This window comes from Streptomyces recifensis (assembly GCF_002154615.1).
GTDB lineage: Bacteria > Actinomycetota > Actinomycetes > Streptomycetales > Streptomycetaceae > Streptomyces > Streptomyces griseoluteus.
This window is the reverse complement of sequence record NZ_MUNH01000127.1, coordinates 1-18,028: the sequence shown is the minus strand read 5'-3', so window position 1 is coordinate 18,028 and position 18,028 is coordinate 1. Positions and strand designations below refer to the sequence as shown.

The following is an 18,028-nucleotide window of genomic DNA, read 5'->3' as shown; positions in this document are numbered from 1 at the left end:
GCGGGGGCAGGATGGGGGCATGAGCGTAGTGAAGATCAATGTGCTGACCGTCCCCGAGGAGCAGCGGGAGGTGCTGGAGAAGCGGTTCGCCTCGCGGGCGCACACCGTGGAGAGCTCGGACGGGTTCGAGTGGTTCGAGCTGCTGCGGCCGGTGGAGGGCACCGACCAGTACCTCGTCTACACCCGCTGGCGCGACGACGCGGCCTTCCAGGCGTGGATGGAGGGCCCCATGAAGGCCGCCCACCAGGGCACGGGCGGTGGTGAGGGCGAGAAGCAGCGGCCCGCCGCGGCCGGCTCCACCCTGTGGTCCTTCGAGGTCGTCCAGCAGGCGTCCCCGAAGTGACCCCGCCCGCGTAACCCGTACGGGTACGACCGCGCCCCCCGGTCTCGTGGACCGGGGGGCGCCGTCGTGTGCGAAGCGGTGCGCTACTTGACCGGCTCGGGCTCCGGCTCGGTGGCGGGCTCGTCGTCCGCGGGGTCCGCCGGGGTCCTGACGGAGTCCAGCAGGAGCTGGGCCACGTCCACGACCTGGATGGACTCCTTCGCCTTGCCGTCGTTCTTCTTGCCGTTGACCGAGTCGGTCAGCATGACGAGGCAGAACGGGCAGGCGGTGGAGACGATGTCGGGGTTGAGGGAGAGGGCCTCGTCGACGCGCTCGTTGTTGATGCGCTTGCCGATCCGCTCCTCCATCCACATCCGCGCGCCACCGGCGCCACAGCAGAAGCCGCGCTCCTTGTGGCGGTGCATCTCCTCGTTCCTGAGGCCCGGCACCTTGCCGATGATCTCGCGCGGAGGCGTGTAGATCTTGTTGTGCCGGCCCAGGTAGCAGGGGTCGTGGTACGTGATGATGCCCTCGACCGGGGTGACGGGGATCAGCTTGCCCTCGTCCACCAGGTGCTGGAGCAGCTGGGTGTGGTGGATGACCTCGTAGTCGCCGCCGAGCTGCGGGTACTCGTTGCCGAGCGTGTTGAGGCAGTGCGGGCAGGTGGCGACGATCTTCTTGGCCGACTTGGGCTTCGCCGACTCGGGGACCACCTTGCCGTCGTCGTCCATCTCCTCGCCGAAGGCGGCGTTGAGGGACATGACGTTCTCCATGCCGAGCTCCTGGAACAGGGGCTCGTTGCCGAGACGGCGGGCGGAGTCACCGGTGCACTTCTCGTCGCCGCCCATGATGGCGAACTTGACGCCCGCGATGTGCAGCAGCTCGGCGAACGCCTTGGTCGTCTTCTTGGCGCGGTCCTCCAGGGCACCGGCACAGCCGACCCAGTAGAGGTACTCGACCTCGGACAGGTCCTCGATGTCCTTGCCGACGACCGGGACCTCGAAGTCGACCTCCTTGGTCCACTCGAGGCGCTGCTTCTTGGCCAGGCCCCAGGGGTTGCCCTTCTTCTCCAGGTTCTTGAGCATCGTGCCCGCCTCGGACGGGAACGCGGACTCGATCATCACCTGGTAGCGGCGCATGTCGACGATGTGGTCGACGTGCTCGATGTCCACCGGGCACTGCTCGACACAGGCGCCGCAGGTGGTGCAGGACCACAGCACGTCCGGGTCGATGACGCCGTTCTCCTCGGCGGTGCCGACGAGCGGGCGCTCGGCCTCGGCGAGGGCCGCGGCGGGCACGTTCGCCAGCTGCTCCTCGGACGCCTTCTCGTCGCCCTCCATGGTCTTGCCGCCACCCGCGAGCAGGTAGGGCGCCTTGGCGTGGGCGTGGTCCCGCAGGGACATGATCAGCAGCTTCGGGGAGAGCGGCTTGCCGGTGTTCCAGGCGGGGCACTGCGACTGGCAGCGGCCGCACTCGGTGCAGGTGGAGAAGTCCAGCAGGCCCTTCCAGGAGAACTGCTCGACCTGGGAGACGCCGAAGACGTCGTCCTCACCGGGGTCGGTGAAGTCGATCGGCTTGCCGCCGGAGGTCATCGGCTGAAGGCCGCCGAGGGCCACACCGCCCTCCGCCTCCCGCTTGAACCAGATGTTCGGGAACGCGAGGAAGCGGTGCCAGGCCACACCCATGTTGGTGTTGAGCGAGACCACGATCATCCAGATGAACGAGGTCCCGATCTTGATCATGGCGACCAGGTAGACCAGGTTCTGAAGCGTGGTGACGCTCAGCGCCTTGAAGGCGAGGACCAGCGGGTACGAGGCGAAGTAGGCCGCCTCGTAGTGGTCCACGTGGTGCAGGGCGCCCTCGAGGCCGCGCAGGGTGTAGATCGCCAGGCCGATGGTGAGGATGACGTACTCGACGAAGTACGCCTGGCCGGCCTTGGACCCGGCGAAGCGGGACTTGCGGCCCGGGCGGCTGGGCAGGCTCAGCAGCCGGATGACCATGAGCACGGCGATGCCGAGCACGGTCATCACACCGATGAACTCGATGTACAGCTCGAAGGGCAGGAAGTCGCCGATGAAGGGCAGCGTCCAGTCGGCCTTGAAGAGCTGGCCGAACGCCTGGGCCAGGGTCGGCGGCAGCGTCAGGAAGCCCACGGCCACGAACCAGTGGGCCACACCGACGATGCCCCACTTGTTCATCCGGGTGTGGCCGAGGAACTCCCGGACCAGCGTCACGCTGCGCTGGTACGGGTTGTCGGTCCGGGTACCGGCGGGGACGGGCTGGCCCAGCTTGAAGTACCGGACGAACTGTCCGATGGCCCGGGCGAGCAGCGCGACACCGACCACGGTCAGGACCAGCGACACGATGATCGCGGCGAGTTGCATGAGGGGCTCCTGAGGCGGCCTCGAAATTACTAAGCGGTAACTTATGCAGTCCGTCTGAGACTACCCCCATCCTCCTGCGCGATGCAGCACGGCGCGGGGTGAGATGAGTCGCTGAGGGTTGCCTTCGCCGGGACGGGGGAACCCGCCCGGCCAGGCCGAACGTCGCCTTGCATATAAGCGCCATATAAGAGTTGAGCCCCGTCGGCTCATGTCTGTTGACCCAGTGCACTCGGAGTGGCACACTTGAGCCATTCCCACTCAAGTCCTCTGGAGGAACCAACCATGGCACGTGCGGTCGGCATCGACCTGGGCACGACTAACTCCGTCGTCAGCGTTCTGGAGGGCGGCGAGCCCACCGTCATCACCAACGCCGAGGGTGCCCGGACCACGCCGTCCGTCGTCGCCTTCGCGAAGAACGGTGAGGTGCTCGTCGGCGAGGTCGCCAAGCGCCAGGCGGTCACGAACGTGGACCGGACCATCCGCTCGGTGAAGCGCCACATGGGCACCGACTGGAAGATCCAGCTCGACGGGAAGGACTTCAACCCGCAGCAGATCTCCGCGTTCATCCTGCAGAAGCTGAAGCGCGACGCCGAGTCCTACCTGGGCGAGAAGGTGACCGACGCGGTCATCACCGTCCCGGCGTACTTCAACGACTCCGAGCGTCAGGCGACCAAGGAGGCCGGTGAGATCGCGGGTCTGAACGTCCTGCGCATCGTCAACGAGCCGACCGCCGCCGCCCTCGCGTACGGCCTCGACAAGGACGACCAGACCATCCTGGTCTTCGACCTCGGTGGCGGCACCTTCGACGTCTCGCTGCTGGAGATCGGTGACGGCGTCGTCGAGGTGAAGGCCACCAACGGTGACAACCACCTCGGTGGTGACGACTGGGATCAGCGTGTCGTCGACTACCTGGTCCAGCAGTTCAAGGCCGGCCACGGCGTGGACCTCGCCAAGGACAAGATGGCCCTCCAGCGCCTGCGTGAGGCCGCCGAGAAGGCCAAGATCGAGCTGTCCTCCTCCACGGAGACCTCGATCAACCTGCCCTACATCACGGCGTCCGCCGAGGGCCCGCTGCACCTGGACGAGAAGCTCACCCGCGCCCAGTTCCAGCAGCTCACCGCCGACCTCCTGGAGCGCTGCAAGACGCCGTTCCACAATGTCATCAAGGACGCGGGCATCCAGCTCGGCGAGATCGACCACGTGGTCCTCGTCGGCGGTTCGACCCGTATGCCGGCCGTCGCCGAGCTGGTCAAGGAGCTGACCGGCGGCAACGAGGCCAACAAGGGCGTCAACCCGGACGAGGTCGTCGCCATCGGCGCGGCCCTCCAGGCCGGTGTCCTCAAGGGCGAGGTCAAGGACGTCCTGCTCCTCGACGTCACCCCGCTGTCCCTCGGTATCGAGACCAAGGGCGGCATCATGACCAAGCTGATCGAGCGGAACACGACGATCCCGACCAAGCGGTCCGAGATCTTCACCACCGCCGAGGACAACCAGCCCTCCGTGCAGATCCAGGTCTACCAGGGCGAGCGCGAGATCGCGGCGTACAACAAGAAGCTCGGGATGTTCGAGCTGACCGGTCTGCCGCCGGCCCCGCGCGGTGTCCCGCAGATCGAGGTCGCCTTCGACATCGACGCCAACGGCATCATGCACGTGACCGCGAAGGACCTGGGCACGGGCAAGGAGCAGAAGATGACCGTCACCGGCGGCTCCTCGCTGCCGAAGGACGAGGTCGACCGCATGCGCCAGGAGGCGGAGAAGTACGCGGAGGAGGACCACGCCCGCCGCGAGGCCGCCGAGTCCCGCAACCAGGGCGAGCAGCTCGTCTACCAGACCGAGAAGTTCCTCAAGGACAACGAGGACAAGGTCCCGGGCGAGATCAAGACCGAGGTCGAGGAGGCTGTCGCCGAGCTGAAGGAGAAGCTCAAGGGCGAGGACAGCGCCGAGATCCGTACGGCCACCGAGAAGGTCGCGGCCGTCTCGCAGAAGCTCGGCCAGGCCATGTACGCCGACGCCCAGGGCGCCCAGGCCGCCGGCGGTCCGTCCGCCGACGCCGGTGAGGCCAAGGACGACGACGTCGTGGACGCCGAGATCGTCGACGACGAGCGCAAGGACGGTGCCGCGTGACGGAGGAGACCCCGGGCTTCGAGGAGAAGCCCGACGTCCCCTCCGGCGCGAACCCCGACGACGCCGAGCCGAAGGCCGCCTCCGAGAAGGAGGCGGCCCCGGCGGGGGACGCAAGTGCGGACGCCGCTCTGGTGGCGCAGCTGGACCAGGTGCGGACGGCGCTCGGTGAGCGCACGGCCGACCTCCAGCGGCTGCAGGCCGAGTACCAGAACTACCGCCGCCGCGTCGAGCGCGACCGCGTCGCGGTCAAGGAGGTCGCCATCGCGAACCTCCTGACCGAGCTGCTGCCCGTGCTGGACGACATCGGCCGCGCACGGGAGCACGGCGAACTGCTCGGCGGCTTCAAGTCGGTCGCCGAGTCGCTGGAGACCGTGGCGGCCAAGATGGGCCTCATGCAGTTCGGCAAGGAGGGCGAGCCCTTCGACCCGACGATCCATGAAGCCCTGATGCACTCCTACGCGCCCGACGTCACCGAGACGACGTGCGTGGCCATCCTCCAGCCCGGTTACCGCATCGGTGAGCGCACCATCCGCCCCGCGCGGGTGGCCGTCGCCGAGCCGCAGCCCGGCGCGCAGACCGTCAAGGCGGAGGAGGCCGAGGAGAGCGCGGCCGACGACAAGGAGAACGGTGGCCCGGAGGAGGGCTGACGTAATCACGGAAATCATGCAGGTCCGGAAGGAGGGACGTCGGGGATGAGTACCAAGGACTTCATCGAGAAGGACTTCTACAAGGTCCTCGGCGTCCCCAAGGACGCCACCGAGGCCGAGATCAAGAAGGCGTACCGGAAGCTCGCCCGCGAGTTCCACCCGGACGCCAACAAGGGCAACACCCGCGCCGAGGAGCGCTTCAAGGAGATCTCCGAGGCGAACGACGTCCTCGGCGACCCCAAGAAGCGCAAGGAGTACGACGACGCGCGGGCCCTGTTCGGCAACGGCGGTTTCCGGCCGGGGCCGGGCGCGGGCGGCGGTCAGTTCAACTTCGACCTCGGCGACCTCTTCGGGGGCGCCGGCGGTGCGGGCGGCGCGCAGAGCGGCAGCTTCGGCGGCGGCCTGGGCGACGTCTTCGGCGGCCTGTTCAACCGGGGCGGCGCGGGTACCACCCGTACCCAGCCGCGCCGGGGGCAGGACGTCGACACCGAGGTGACGCTCAGCTTCACCGAGGCGATCGAGGGCGCGACCGTACCGCTCAGGATGACCTCCCAGGCGCCCTGCAAGGCGTGCTCGGGCACCGGCGACAAGAACGGCACGCCGCGTGTGTGCCCGACCTGCGTCGGAACCGGGCAGGTCGCGCGGGGCTCGGGCGGCGGCTTCTCGCTCACCGACCCGTGCCCCGACTGCAAGGGCCGCGGCCTGATCGCCGAGCACCCCTGCACCGAGTGCAGCGGCAGCGGCCGGGCCAAGTCCTCGCGCACCATGCAGGTCCGCATCCCGGCGGGTGTCACCGACGGGCAGCGCATCCGGCTGCGCGGCAAGGGCGCGCCCGGCGAGCGCGGCGGTCCGGCGGGCGATCTGTACGTCACCGTCCACGTGGGCGAGCACAAGGTGTTCGGCCGCAGGGGCGACAACCTCACCGTCACCGTCCCGGTCACCTTCACCGAGGCGGCCCTCGGCGGCGAGGTGCGGGTGCCCACCCTCGGCGGGTCCCCGGTCACCCTGAAGCTGCCGCCCGGCACGCCCAACGGCCGCACCATGCGGGCGCGGGGCAAGGGCGCGGCACGCAAGGACGGCAGCCACGGCGATCTGCTGATCACCGTGGAGGTGAGTGTCCCGAAGGACCTCTCGGGGAAGGCTCGTGACGCGCTGGAGGCGTATCGCGAGGCGACCGCGGACGAGGACCCGCGGGCGGAGCTGTTCGAGGCCGCGAAGGGAGAATGAGCCCGATGGACACACCAGGTCGTCGGCGCAACCCGTACGAGCTGACCGAGGAGACCCCGGTCTACGTCATCTCGGTCGCCGCACAGCTCTCCGGACTCCATCCGCAGACGCTCCGGCAGTACGACCGCCTCGGTCTGGTCTCCCCGGACCGCACGGCGGGGCGGGGGCGGCGCTATTCGGCCCGTGACATCGAACTGCTCCGCCAGGTGCAGCAGTTGTCGCAGGACGAGGGCATCAACCTGGCCGGCATCAAGCGCATCATCGAACTGGAGAACCACGTCGCGGCTCTCCAGTCCCGCGTGGCGGAGCTGGAATCGGCGCTGGACGGCGCGGCGGCGACGATGCGTCAGCGCGAGGCCGCCGTGCACGCCTCCTACCGGCGCGACCTGGTCCCGTACCAGGAGGTCCAGCAGACCAGCGCGCTGGTGGTGTGGCGGCCGAAGCGGCAGCCGTCCGCGGACTGAGGTGTCCGAGCACCTTCGAAGGGGCCGGGAGGCACGAGCCTCCCGGCCCCTTCGCTCGTTCACCGAGCGGGCGTTCACCGCGTGGCTGACTTCTTTCGCCTGTGTGTACGTAACACGAGGTTCGCGCGGGGAGGTTGTGAAGGGCGTTTACAGCGGGTTGCGCAAGGTTCCGCCAGGTCTTCACCGGCTGAACGCAGCGTGGTGTTGCCATCTCGTTAAGTTGTTTTGCTTGACGCCGCAGGTCGCCTCCAAGTTGTCTTTTCAGACACCCGGGTAGCACGCAGCACCCCGTCGAAACGCACCTGAAGTGAGCCCTCGAATGCGTCGTATCGCCATGTCCGTGGCCGTCTCCGCGATGGTCCTCCCGCTCGCCGGCTGCGGCGTCCTGAACGCGGCGGGAGACGACGCGAGCGCGAGCCCGACCATGGGCGACCAGGTCACCGTCGGCCTGCTGCTGCCGGAGAAGGCGAACACCCGCTACGACAAGTTCGACTACCCCATCATCAAGAGCAAGGTGGCCGAACTGACCCACAAGAAGGGCAAGGTCGAGTACGCCAACGCCGACGCGGACGCCGGTCAGCAGGCCGAGCAGATGCAGCGGATGATCGACGAGAAGGTCAACGTCATCCTGCTGGACGCCGTCGACGCGCACGCGATCGCGCCGGCCGTGAAGAAGGCCAAGGACGCGGGCATCCCGGTCATCGCCTACGACCGGCTGGCCGAGGGGCCGATCCAGGCGTACATCTCCTTCGACAACGAGCTGGTCGGCGAGGTGCAGGGCCGTTCCCTGCTGGAGCGGCTGGGTTCGGGCGCCGGGCTCTCCGACAAGATCGTGATGATGAACGGCTCCCCGACCGACCCCAACGCCAAGCAGTTCAAGGAGGGCGCGCTCTCCGAGCTGAGCGGCAAGGTGACGATCGCGGACAGCTTCGACACCAAGGACTGGAAGCCGGAGTACGCCGAGGCCAACATGACCGAGGCGATAGGCCGGATCGGCAAGGACAACATCGCCGCCGTCTACGCCGCCAACGACGGCATGGCCGGCGGCGTCATCAAGGCCCTGAAGAACGCCGGCGTCACCACCCTGCCCCCGATCACCGGCCAGGACGCCGAACTGGACGCCGTGCAGCGCATCCTGGCGGGCCAGCAGTACATGAGCGTCTACAAGTCCTACCCGGACGAGGCCGAGGCGGCGGCCCAGATGGCCGTCGCCAAGGTGCAGGGCAAGGACATCCAGTTCGACGCCCTCACCCAGGACCGCGTCGACAGCCCCACCGACAAGCAGATCCCGGCCAAGCTGGTCCAGGTGACCGCGCTGACCAAGAGCAAGATCAAGGAGACGGTCGTCGAGGACAGCATCTACACCGTCGAGCAGATCTGCACCGCCTCCTACAAGTCGGCCTGCGCCGCCGCGGGCCTGCGCTGACGCGCCGACAGGCGGCCGGGGAGCGACCCGGAGACGGATGAGGGAGGCGGCCCCGGTGACGGCGGGGCCGCCTCCCTTTTCGTGTGCCGTCCGGCCCCCGGCGATCCGGGCATACCGGTGTTTCGCGGTGCGCGGGGCAGGAGGAGCCGTGTTGCGGAGGCGGGCGGCGCCGCGCATAGTTGCGCTGCGAAGTGGCGGCGACCGGGGGTGGAATGGGCGATGGCCGGGCACGCGACGGAGGAGCATCCCCACGGTGCCGACCGGCTGTGCGGGCAGGGGGACCGTGTGTACTCCCGTGCCGTGCGCCGGGGCCGGGTGCCCCGCGCGGACGCGGAGCCGGTGCCCTGCCTGCTGGAGCTGGCCCTGCTGCACCCCGACCCGGACGACATGGACTGGCTGGTCCCCACCTCCCCGCAGGAGGTGATGACCCGGCTGCTGCGCGGGGTCTACGACGAGGTCAACGAGAGCCGGCGCCGGATGGGCTCGGCGGTCGCCGCGTTCGACTGGTACGCCGGGCTCGGCCGTCAACTGCCCGCCCTCGGCGCACCGGGTGAAGGCTCCGCGATCCGGGTGCTGGACGGACTCACCCGTATCCAGGCCGCGATGGACGAGGCGACCGAACGGTGCGCGACCGAGGTGCTCACCGTGCAGCCCGGCGGCATCCGGCGCGAGGCGGAGCTGACCGAGGGGCTGCACCGGGCGCTCGAACTGCGCGGCCGGGGCGTCCGGATGCGCGACCTGTACACCCATGTCGCCCGGCACGGCCAGGGGTTGCTCAACTACCTGGAGCTGATGGGCGACGCGGTGGAGGCCCGCACGCTGGACGAGGTCATCGACCGGCTCATCCTCTTCGACCGCACGGTGGCCTTCATCCCCGCCAACACCGACCGCACGATGGCCCTGGAGCTGCGCCACCCGGCGCTGGTGGAGTACCTGGTGACGGTCTTCGAGCGGCTGTGGCGGCTGGCGATCCCGCTCACCGCCCCGCTGCCCGACACCGGCATCGAGGGCATCTCGCACCGCGAACGCGCCATCGCCGCGCTGCTCGCCGAGGGCCACCAGGACGCGGTGATCGCCGAGCGGCTCGGCATCAGCGTGCGCACCTGCCGCGCGCACATCGCCCGGCTCTCCGAGACCCTGGGCGCGACCAGCCGTACCCAACTCGGCGTCCGGATCGCCCAGGTGGGGCTGGACGGCCCCTCGCACGGACCGGCGCCCGCGCCCGCCGAGGGCGTGCACGCGCCCTGAACTAGTCCTCCTCGTTGAGCATGCCGGAGCGGGCGATCAGATAGCCGAGCTGGGCCCGGCTGCCGCTGCCCAGCGCGGTGGCCAGCTTGGCGATGTGGGCGCGGCAGGTGCGGACGTTCATCCCGAGGCGCCGGGCGATGGCCTCGTCGACGTGCCCCTCCACCAGCAGCTTGGCGATGGAGTGCTGGATGTCGGTGATGCCGTCCGGGGCGGTCTCGTAGGGCGTGCCGGCGCTCAGCGGGACCGCGCGGCTCCACATGAACTCGAAGACCTTGACCAGGTAGCGCACCAGGCCGGGGTGGCGCAGCTCCAGGGCGACCTGGCGGTCCTCGCGGACGGGGATGAAGGCCACCGTCTCGTCGCAGATGATCAGCCGCTCGACCAGTTCGTCGATGGTGCGGTACTCCGCCTTGCCGTCGGTGAAGCGGTCCACGTAGGCGAGGCGGTCGGCGCTGTAGCGGGCGGTGTGCTGGTACAGGGTGCGGATGCGCACCCCGCGCTCGATCAGCGGGCGGTCCCGGTCCAGTGCCTCCAGGAGGCGGTTCTCGGGGCTGCGGCGGCCGCCGGGCTGCACGGTGAGCACCTCGGTGCGGCACTGGCCGGTGGCGAGGTCCAGGGCCGCGTTGATGCGGTCCAGGCCCTCCAGGACGGTGATGGCGTGCGTGGGTGCGTCCTCGCGGGCGCTCAGCGTCATGAAGGGTTCGAAGATCTCGGAGAGCACGATGGACCGGCGCCGCCGCTCGGCGATCTCCCGCTCGATCGGGGTCAGCCGCTGGGCCAGCGCGACGGCCGGCGCCACCGGCCGCAGCCAGCCGGGATCGTCCGGGTCCGGGTGGAGCAGGGCGAACTCCATCAGGCACGGAGCCGCCTCGGCGTCCGCGCGCGGGATGCGGCCGGTGCGCAGCGCGCTCGCGTAGAGGCGGCTTCCTTCCGCGCACATCTCTGTCACCGCGTGGGGATGTGTCGCCTCTGTCCCGTTTGTTGCCAAATCTCCACCCCCCAGGGTCCTGAACATGCAGGAACATGATGCACCGATCGTGTGGCGATGATGTGCCTGAATGAGCCATCGTCTAACTCGACGGGGGAAGAGGGGACTTTCAAGTGAGGACGAAGCCGACCATGCGTAACAGAATGCTTCGCTCGGCGCTTGTTGCCGCTCTCTCCGCCGTTGCGGCCGTCGGAACACTGGCGGGCCTCTCCGGTGCGACGAGCGCGCACTCGCCGGGTGACCGGGGGGCCGTGCGAGCGGCGGGCGTTCAGGACACCCGGTGGGACACCACGCCGGCGGACACCAGGTGGGACACCACACCCGCGGACACGAGGTGGGACGTCGCCCCGCTCGACACGCGGTGGGACTGATCACCATGACCACGCCTCCCGACGACCGCTCCTTCCGTCGTGAGATGGCCACCGCCTACCGCTCCGGCTGGCACTTCATCGACCTGGTCACCGCTATCCCCCACAGCGGCGACTCGTTGATGGTGACGGTGTTCGGCGAGCCGGTGGTGGTCACCCGTGACGAGGACGAGGACGTACGGGCGTACCGCTGCCTGCGCAAGCCACGCGGCGCGCCGCAGCCGGTGCGGTGTGCCGTCCGGTACGGCATGATCTTCGTCAATCTGGACCAGCGGGACCACCGTCTCGCGGAGCCCGAGGTCGCCGACCTCAGGACCACAACTGCCACCCCCCGCAGTGCCTGACGCGATTCCCCCGTCGTAAAAGATCGCCTCAGGTACTTCCCCCCGCAGCGGCGTCACCGTGACCTGAACACGGTGACGCCGCTGCAGTTTCTGCGCATATTTCGGGGTTTCGGCCCTTCGGCCACGTGGCCGGAATTCTTCAGCCGCGTCCGAGCGCGCGTTCCACCCGGATCTCCAGGGCGACCCGCAGCGGGTTCTCCCGGGGCTCGCGGCCGTACCGCTCGGTGAAGCGCCGTTCCGCCTCCGCGACCGCCTCGCGGTCCTCGCGCACCCGTGCCCGCCCCTCCAGCGTGGCCCAGCGCCGGCCGTCCACCTGGCACACCGCCACCCGCGCGCCCTCCTCTCCCGCCGCGCGCACCAGCGCCGCCTTGGTACTGGTGCCGCTGGTGATGACGCGGGCGATGCCGGCCCCGGGGTCCCAGGTCACGCACACCGGCACCACGTGCGGGCTGCCGTCCGGGCGCAGGGTGGTGAGCGTGCTCAGGTGCCGCTCCCGCCAGAAGGCGACGTACGACTCGTCCGGTGCGTCCAGGTCCACGGAGTATGAGGGCATGGCCGAAACCTAGCCAACCTGAAGTTCCCGGCGCCTAATTGAGTGCACCCGACTCAAGTTTGTGTACACTGGTTAAGTCATCAGTGGAGCAGTGGCGGAAGGGGAGAACACGCACGTGGACGCCGAGCTGACCAACAGGAGCCGGGACGCGATCAACGCCGCAAGCCAGCGGGCCGTGACGGAGGGGCACCCCGACCTGACGCCCGCTCACCTGTTGCTGGCGCTGCTCGCGGGCCAGGACAACGAGAACATCACCGACCTGCTCGCCGCCGTCGGCGCCGACCCGGCCGCCGTGCGCGCCGGGGCCGAGCGCGCGCTCGGCACGCTGCCCAGCGTGACCGGCTCCACCGTCGCGCCCCCGCAGCCCAGCCGGGAGCTGCTCGCCGTCCTGGCGGACGCCGACGAGCGCGCCGGGGACCTCGGTGACGACTACCTCTCCACCGAACACCTGCTGACCGGTCTCGCCGCGAAGGGCGGCGCCGCCGGGGACGTGCTCCGGGAGCAGGGAGCCACCGCCAAGAAGCTGCAAGACGCCTTTCAGAAGGCCAGAGGAGGACGCCGCGTGACCACCGCCGACCCCGAGGGTCAGTACAAGGCCCTGGAGAAGTTCGGCACCGACTTCACCGCCGCCGCCCGCGAGGGCCGCCTCGACCCGGTCATCGGCCGGGACCAGGAGATCCGCCGGGTCGTGCAGGTGCTGAGCCGCCGCACCAAGAACAACCCCGTCCTCATCGGCGAGCCGGGCGTCGGCAAGACCGCCGTGGTCGAGGGGCTGGCCCAGCGCATCGTCAAGGGCGACGTGCCGGAGTCCCTGAAGGACAAGCGGCTGGTCTCGCTGGACCTCGGCGCGATGGTCGCGGGCGCCAAGTACCGCGGTGAGTTCGAGGAGCGGCTCAAGGCCGTGCTCTCGGAGATCAAGGACTCCGACGGGCAGGTCATCACCTTCATCGACGAGCTGCACACCGTCGTCGGCGCGGGCGCCGGGGGCGACTCCGCGATGGACGCGGGCAACATGCTCAAGCCGATGCTGGCCCGCGGCGAGCTGCGCATGGTCGGCGCGACCACGCTGGACGAGTACCGCGAGCGGATCGAGAAGGACCCGGCGCTGGAGCGGCGCTTCCAGCAGGTGCTGGTGGCCGAGCCGAGCGTCGAGGACACCATCGCGATCCTGCGCGGTCTGAAGGGGCGGTACGAGGCGCACCACAAGGTGCAGATCGCGGACAGCGCGCTGGTGGCCGCCGCGACCCTGTCCGACCGGTACATCACCTCCCGCTTCCTGCCCGACAAGGCGATCGACCTCGTGGACGAGGCCGCGTCCCGGCTGCGCATGGAGATCGACTCCTCCCCGGTGGAGATCGACGAGCTCCAGCGCGGGGTCGACCGGCTGCGGATGGAGGAGCTGGCGATCGGCAAGGAGACCGACCCGGCCTCCCGTGAGCGCCTGGAGCGGCTGCGCCGCGACCTCGCCGACAAGGAGGAGGAGCTGCGCGGGCTCACCGCCCGCTGGGAGAAGGAGAAGCAGTCCCTCAACCGCGTCGGTGAGCTGAAGGAGCGCCTGGACGATCTGCGCGGCCAGGCCGAGCGCGCCCAGCGCGACGGAGACTTCGACACCGCCTCCAAGCTGCTGTACGGGCAGATCCCCGAGCTGGAGAAGGAGCTGGAGGCCGCCTCGGAGGCCGAGGAGGAGGCCGCGCGGGACACCATGGTCAAGGAGGAGGTCGGCTCCGACGACATCGCGGACGTCGTCGCCGCCTGGACCGGCATCCCGGCCGGCCGCCTGCTGGAGGGCGAGACGCAGAAGCTGCTGCGCATGGAGGACGAGCTGGGCAAGCGGCTCATCGGCCAGAGCGAGGCCGTGCAGGCCGTCTCCGACGCGGTGCGCCGCTCGCGCGCCGGGGTCGCGGATCCGGACCGGCCCACCGGCTCCTTCCTGTTCCTCGGCCCGACCGGCGTCGGCAAGACGGAACTGGCCAAGGCGCTCGCGGACTTCCTCTTCGACGACGAGCGGGCGATGATCCGCATCGACATGTCGGAGTACGGCGAGAAGCACAGCGTCGCCCGCCTGGTCGGCGCGCCTCCCGGCTACGTCGGCTACGAGGAGGGCGGCCAGCTCACCGAGGCCGTGCGGCGGCGCCCGTACAGCGTGGTGCTGCTGGACGAGGTGGAGAAGGCGCACCCCGAGGTCTTCGACATCCTGCTCCAGGTGCTGGACGACGGCCGCCTGACGGACGGTCAGGGCCGTACGGTCGACTTCCGCAACACCATCCTGGTGCTCACCTCCAACCTGGGCAGCCAGTACCTGGTCGACCCGGCGCTGGACGAGGCGGAGAAGCGGCAGCGGGTGCTGGACACGGTGCGGGCCTCGTTCAAGCCGGAGTTCCTGAACCGGCTGGACGACCTGGTGGTGTTCTCCGCGCTCAGCGAGGCGGAGCTGGCCCGGATCGCCCGCCTCCAGATCGACCGGCTCGGCCGCCGGCTGGCGGAGCGGCGCCTCACCCTCGACGTCACGCCCGAGGCGCTGGCGTGGCTCGCGGAGGAGGGCAACGACCCGGCGTACGGCGCGCGCCCGCTGCGCCGCCTGGTCCAGACGGCCATCGGCGACCGGCTCGCCAAGGAGATCCTCTCCGGCGAGATCAAGGACGGCGACACGGTCCGCGTGGACCGCGCCGAGGGCGGCCTGAAGGTGGCTCCGGCCACGGGAAAGTCCCTGTGAAACAGGGCTCGCGCGTTTGCCTCCGGGGCGCGGGTGTCACTCGTCGAAGCGACGCGTGGCACCCGCGCCCGGGCCGCGTGTCCGCCCGTGGCTGACAGGCCGCGCCGGGGCTTGCCACGGACCTCCCCCTCTGGGGGAGGATGGCGGAATTCCGTACGAAGGAGAACCACGGTGAGCATCGACCCGTCCTCGATTCCGAACTTCGGGGGCCAGCCCGAGCAGCAGCCGCAGGGACCGGCGGGCCCCGTCCTCCCGGACCAGGACCTCGTGAAGCAGCTCCTGGACCAGATGGAGCTGAAGTACGTCGTGGACGAGGAGGGCGACCTCGCGGCGCCCTGGGAGCAGTTCCGTACGTACTTCATGTTCCGCGGCGAGGACGAGCAGGCCGTCTTCTCGGTGCGGACCTTCTACGACCGTCCGCACCAGATCGAGGAGAAGACGCGGCTGCTGGAGTCCGTCGACGACTGGAACCGGCGCACCCTGTGGCCCAAGGTCTACACCCACACCCACGACGACGGCACGGTCCGCCTCATCGGCGAGGCCCAGATGCTGATCGGCACGGGCGTCGACCTCAACCACTTCGTCTCCTCCGTGGTGAGCTGGGTCCGCGCGGCCATCGAGTTCGACAAGTGGCTCGCCGAACAGCTCGGCCTCGAGCAGGAGATCGACGACGCGGAGGACTCGGGCGGGGACGTGGAGTAGTCCACCCACCCCTGACCCGCACACGGCCGAGGGCCGGGGCGCGTTTCGCGCCCCGGCCCTCGGCCGTTCCGTTCTCACGCCATGCGGCGCAGGCGGTCCGTGGCCTCCTGGAGGATCTCCGGCTTCTTGCAGAACGCGAAACGTACGAACGGGGCGCCGGCCTCGCGGTCGTCGTAGAAGACGGCGTTGGGGATGGCCACTACGCCGGCGCGTTCGGGGAGGGCGCGGCAGAAGGCGAAGCCGTCCTTCTCGCCGAGGGGGCGGACGTCGGTGGTGATGAAGTAGGTGCCGGCGGGACGGAAGACGCCGAAGCCCGCCTCGGCGAGGCCCGTGGCGAGGATGTCGCGGCGGGCGAGCATGTCGCTGCGGAAGCCGTCGAAGTAGGAGTCGGGGAGGGCGAGGGCCTCGGCGACCGCGTACTGGAAGGGGCCCGCCGAGACGTAGGTGAGGTACTGCTTCGCCGAGCGGACCGCGCTGACCAGGGCGGGAGCCGCCGTCACCCAGCCGACCTTCCAGCCCGTGAACGAGAACGTCTTGCCGGCCGAGCCGATCGTCACCGTGCGGTCGCGCATGCCGGGGAGGCTCGCGAGCGGGAGGTGCTCGGCGTCGTCGAAGACGAGGTGCTCGTACACCTCGTCCGTCACCACCAGCAGGTCCCGCTCCACCGCCAGCTCGGCGATCGCGGTCAGCTCCTCGCGGGTGAGGACCGTGCCGGTCGGATTGTGCGGGGTGTTGATCAGCAGCAGCCGGGTGCGGTCGGTGACGGCCGCCCGCAGCTCGTCCAGGTCCAGCCGGAAGCGGTCCTCGGCCGGGCGCAGCGTCACCGGTACGCGCCGCCCGCCGGCCATGGCGATGCTGGCCGCGTACGAGTCGTAGTACGGCTCCAGCGCCACCACCTCGTCGCCCGGCTCCACCAGCGCGAGCAGGGCCGCCGCGATGGCCTCGGTCGCGCCCGCCGTGACCAGCACCTCGGTGTCGGGGTCGTAGGCGAGGCCGTACCGGCGCCGCTGGTGCGCGGTGATCGCATGCCGCAGCTCCGGCACGCCCGGACCCGGCGGGTACTGGTTCCCCCGTCCGTCCCGCAGCGCCCGCACCGCCGCCTCCCTGATCTCCTCGGGGCCGTCCGTGTCGGGGAAACCCTGCCCGAGGTTGATCGCGCCGGTGGCCGTGGCCAGCGCGGACATCTCGGCGAAGATGGTCGTCCCGAACTCGGCGAGCCGGCGGTTGAGGTACGGACGTGCGGTGGAGGTCATGCCGGCCATCCTCCGCCCAAGCTCTGGGGTTCCTCAACACTGCTTAGTGGAAGGGCGCCTGCGGAGATACCCAACCCACCATCGCTCACCAGGGGAAAGGCTGTCCTCGGCTGTCACCATCTGTCGTCGTCGGCTGCCCTCGGACGGCCCACAGACGGCCCCAGGGATATCCCGGGGCCGCTAGTGGCCTGCCAGGCCCAAGGGCTTGGGGTTCGTAGGTGATGTCCATGACGATGGGGTGCTCCGGCTTAAGCCGAGGTTCTCAGACGATGGGGGCGCCCTGAGGTGACGCAGCCCGATAAGGGCGTGGTTTCTTGATCTCGAAATGAAGAAGAAGCACCATCGAGATATGAGCCTCGTTCACCTGGTCCTGAGCAAGTACTGGACTCGCGGTTGCTACTACGCAGAGGAGGTCCATGGCACATCAGAAACGGAAGAGCGTGACCGGTTCCTGTTCAACCGGCAAACGGGCATCTCATATAGGAACGTGCCGTGGTCCGGCCCTCGCCAAATGGACCCCTACGACCGATCTTGGCACGAGGTCGGGGACTGCCCATGGGGCACCACCGTCTACAAAGGCGAGGGAAGTCCGCAGCCGACAACACCACATCTTGTTCTGAACGACATGGTTGGAACTCGCCACTGCTACGCAACAAAGAGGAACAAGGACGGAAGCCTACACTGCTTCGCCGACAGCAAGGACTACAAGAATGCTCCCGAAGACACTTCTTCGGATCCACGAGTCGGATCCCGGCACGATCTGAAGGATTGCCCTTGGCCAGAGGATGAGGTAAGGGGAATGAATCTCTTCTACCGCATGTTCGTGACAAAAGGATGAGCTGAACTCGCGGAATTCCTGGACTGGCCATCGGCGGTCATCCTCGCGTCTCTTTGCGACCAGTATCCGCAGCCGGTTGTAGACACCCCGCCAGTTGCCGTACTTCTCCGGGAGGTGCATCCACTGCGTCCCGGTCTGGAACTTAGAGGCGATCGCGTCGATCACCTCACGGTGATCCCGCCACCACCCACCCCGCTTCGGCGTCCGGTCCGGAAGTAACGGCTCGAGATCTACATCTGCCCGACCTCCCCCGAGCATCCGCACACCGACCTGATCCAGTGACGCGGCCGGGTCGCCTTGGTGCATCTGCGCAGACACGACACCCTCACGCAGACCGCCGCCGGGCACGCTCGCGGCTGTCGGGCATCAGGTGGGCGTACACCCGCAGCGCCAGAGCCGGGTCGGCATGCCCGGCGGCGGTCTGCGT

15 protein-coding genes are annotated in these 18,028 nt (G+C 69.4%); 10 read left to right on the top strand and 5 right to left on the bottom strand.

The window, feature by feature from the left end:
- The first annotated feature begins 19 nt into the window (after window positions 1-19).
- Window positions 20-343, top strand: a complete 324-nt coding sequence (locus CCN33_RS08400) for an antibiotic biosynthesis monooxygenase family protein (RefSeq protein ID WP_086692777.1) — start codon at window positions 20-22, stop codon at window positions 341-343.
- 83 nt (window positions 344-426) lie between these two features.
- On the opposite strand, the gene CCN33_RS08395 is transcribed toward CCN33_RS08400, so the two are convergent.
- Window positions 427-2,706, bottom strand: a complete 2,280-nt coding sequence (locus CCN33_RS08395) for a (Fe-S)-binding protein (protein WP_086692775.1) — start codon at window positions 2,704-2,706, stop codon at window positions 427-429.
- Between the two features lie 282 nt (window positions 2,707-2,988).
- Between CCN33_RS08395 and dnaK the strand changes: the two genes are divergently transcribed.
- The 6 genes from dnaK to CCN33_RS08365 all read left to right on the top strand — a co-directional run bounded on the left by dnaK (window position 2,989) and on the right by CCN33_RS08365 (window position 9,842).
- A complete protein-coding gene (gene dnaK / locus CCN33_RS08390) occupies window positions 2,989-4,830 on the top strand; it encodes a molecular chaperone DnaK (RefSeq protein WP_086692773.1) in 1,842 nt (613 codons plus the stop codon).
- Window positions 4,827-5,477 carry a nucleotide exchange factor GrpE gene (gene grpE / locus CCN33_RS08385; RefSeq protein ID WP_086692771.1) on the top strand — a complete coding sequence of 217 codons (651 nt, stop codon included), beginning with the start codon at window positions 4,827-4,829 and terminating at the stop codon, window positions 5,475-5,477. The genes dnaK and grpE overlap by 4 nt, the downstream gene beginning before the upstream one ends.
- A 45-nt stretch (window positions 5,478-5,522) precedes the next feature.
- The gene (dnaJ, locus tag CCN33_RS08380) at window positions 5,523-6,704 is read left to right on the top strand and encodes a molecular chaperone DnaJ (RefSeq protein ID WP_086692769.1); all 1,182 of its coding nucleotides are present in this window, start codon (window positions 5,523-5,525) and stop codon (window positions 6,702-6,704) included.
- A gap of 5 nt (window positions 6,705-6,709) precedes the next feature.
- On the top strand, window positions 6,710-7,168 hold the full coding sequence (locus CCN33_RS08375) for a heat shock protein transcriptional repressor HspR (RefSeq protein ID WP_086692767.1): 459 nt from the start codon (window positions 6,710-6,712) through the stop codon (window positions 7,166-7,168).
- A gap of 319 nt (window positions 7,169-7,487) precedes the next feature.
- A complete protein-coding gene (locus CCN33_RS08370) occupies window positions 7,488-8,594 on the top strand; it encodes a sugar ABC transporter substrate-binding protein (RefSeq protein WP_086692765.1) in 1,107 nt (368 codons plus the stop codon).
- A gap of 219 nt (window positions 8,595-8,813) precedes the next feature.
- On the top strand, window positions 8,814-9,842 hold the full coding sequence (locus CCN33_RS08365) for a helix-turn-helix transcriptional regulator (RefSeq protein ID WP_167387796.1): 1,029 nt from the start codon (window positions 8,814-8,816) through the stop codon (window positions 9,840-9,842).
- Between the two features lies 1 nt (window position 9,843).
- Here the strand turns inward: CCN33_RS08365 and CCN33_RS08360 are convergent, their stop codons facing one another.
- Complete coding sequence (locus tag CCN33_RS08360) at window positions 9,844-10,857, bottom strand: helix-turn-helix transcriptional regulator (protein WP_167387795.1); 1,014 nt, start codon at window positions 10,855-10,857, stop codon at window positions 9,844-9,846.
- Window positions 10,858-11,206: 349 nt separating this feature from the next.
- Here CCN33_RS08360 and CCN33_RS08350 point away from each other — a divergent pair, with 349 nt between their 5' ends.
- Entirely contained in the window at window positions 11,207-11,542 is a 336-nt protein-coding gene (locus CCN33_RS08350) for a Rieske (2Fe-2S) protein (RefSeq protein ID WP_030816552.1), read from the top strand.
- A 139-nt stretch (window positions 11,543-11,681) separates the two neighbouring features.
- Here the strand turns inward: CCN33_RS08350 and CCN33_RS08345 are convergent, their stop codons facing one another.
- The gene (locus CCN33_RS08345) at window positions 11,682-12,095 is read right to left on the bottom strand and encodes a pyridoxamine 5'-phosphate oxidase family protein (RefSeq protein WP_086692757.1); all 414 of its coding nucleotides are present in this window, start codon (window positions 12,093-12,095) and stop codon (window positions 11,682-11,684) included.
- Between the two features lie 115 nt (window positions 12,096-12,210).
- Between CCN33_RS08345 and clpB the strand changes: the two genes are divergently transcribed.
- A complete protein-coding gene (clpB, locus tag CCN33_RS08340) occupies window positions 12,211-14,808 on the top strand; it encodes an ATP-dependent chaperone ClpB (RefSeq protein WP_086692779.1) in 2,598 nt (865 codons plus the stop codon).
- 171 nt (window positions 14,809-14,979) lie between these two features.
- Complete coding sequence (locus tag CCN33_RS08335; RefSeq protein ID WP_030816547.1) at window positions 14,980-15,510, top strand: type III secretion system chaperone family protein; 531 nt, start codon at window positions 14,980-14,982, stop codon at window positions 15,508-15,510.
- Window positions 15,511-15,584: 74 nt separating this feature from the next.
- Here the strand turns inward: CCN33_RS08335 and CCN33_RS08330 are convergent, their stop codons facing one another.
- A complete protein-coding gene (locus tag CCN33_RS08330) occupies window positions 15,585-16,772 on the bottom strand; it encodes a pyridoxal phosphate-dependent aminotransferase (protein WP_086692755.1) in 1,188 nt (395 codons plus the stop codon).
- Window positions 16,773-17,439: 667 nt separating this feature from the next.
- Entirely contained in the window at window positions 17,440-17,859 is a 420-nt protein-coding gene (locus CCN33_RS08325) for a transposase (RefSeq protein ID WP_244173727.1), read from the bottom strand.
- Between the last annotated feature and the right edge of the window lie 169 nt (window positions 17,860-18,028).

Excerpts from the sequence above, each read along its gene's own strand:
- CCN33_RS08400 (WP_086692777.1), top strand. The coding sequence starts at position 20 with ATGAGCGTAGTGAAGATCAATGTGCTGACCGTCCCCGAGGAGCAGCGG.
- CCN33_RS08395 (WP_086692775.1), bottom strand. The coding sequence starts at position 2,706 with ATGCAACTCGCCGCGATCATCGTGTCGCTGGTCCTGACCGTGGTCGGT.
- dnaK (WP_086692773.1), top strand. The coding sequence starts at position 2,989 with ATGGCACGTGCGGTCGGCATCGACCTGGGCACGACTAACTCCGTCGTC.
- dnaJ (WP_086692769.1), top strand. The coding sequence starts at position 5,523 with ATGAGTACCAAGGACTTCATCGAGAAGGACTTCTACAAGGTCCTCGGC.
- CCN33_RS08375 (WP_086692767.1), top strand. The coding sequence starts at position 6,710 with ATGGACACACCAGGTCGTCGGCGCAACCCGTACGAGCTGACCGAGGAG.
- CCN33_RS08370 (WP_086692765.1), top strand. The coding sequence starts at position 7,488 with ATGCGTCGTATCGCCATGTCCGTGGCCGTCTCCGCGATGGTCCTCCCG.
- CCN33_RS08365 (WP_167387796.1), top strand. The coding sequence starts at position 8,814 with ATGGCCGGGCACGCGACGGAGGAGCATCCCCACGGTGCCGACCGGCTG.
- CCN33_RS08360 (WP_167387795.1), bottom strand. The coding sequence starts at position 10,857 with ATGTTCAGGACCCTGGGGGGTGGAGATTTGGCAACAAACGGGACAGAG.
- CCN33_RS08350 (WP_030816552.1), top strand. The coding sequence starts at position 11,207 with ATGACCACGCCTCCCGACGACCGCTCCTTCCGTCGTGAGATGGCCACC.
- CCN33_RS08345 (WP_086692757.1), bottom strand. The coding sequence starts at position 12,095 with ATGCCCTCATACTCCGTGGACCTGGACGCACCGGACGAGTCGTACGTC.
- CCN33_RS08330 (WP_086692755.1), bottom strand. The coding sequence starts at position 16,772 with ATGGCCGGCATGACCTCCACCGCACGTCCGTACCTCAACCGCCGGCTC.
- CCN33_RS08325 (WP_244173727.1), bottom strand. The coding sequence starts at position 17,859 with ATGCTCGGGGGAGGTCGGGCAGATGTAGATCTCGAGCCGTTACTTCCG.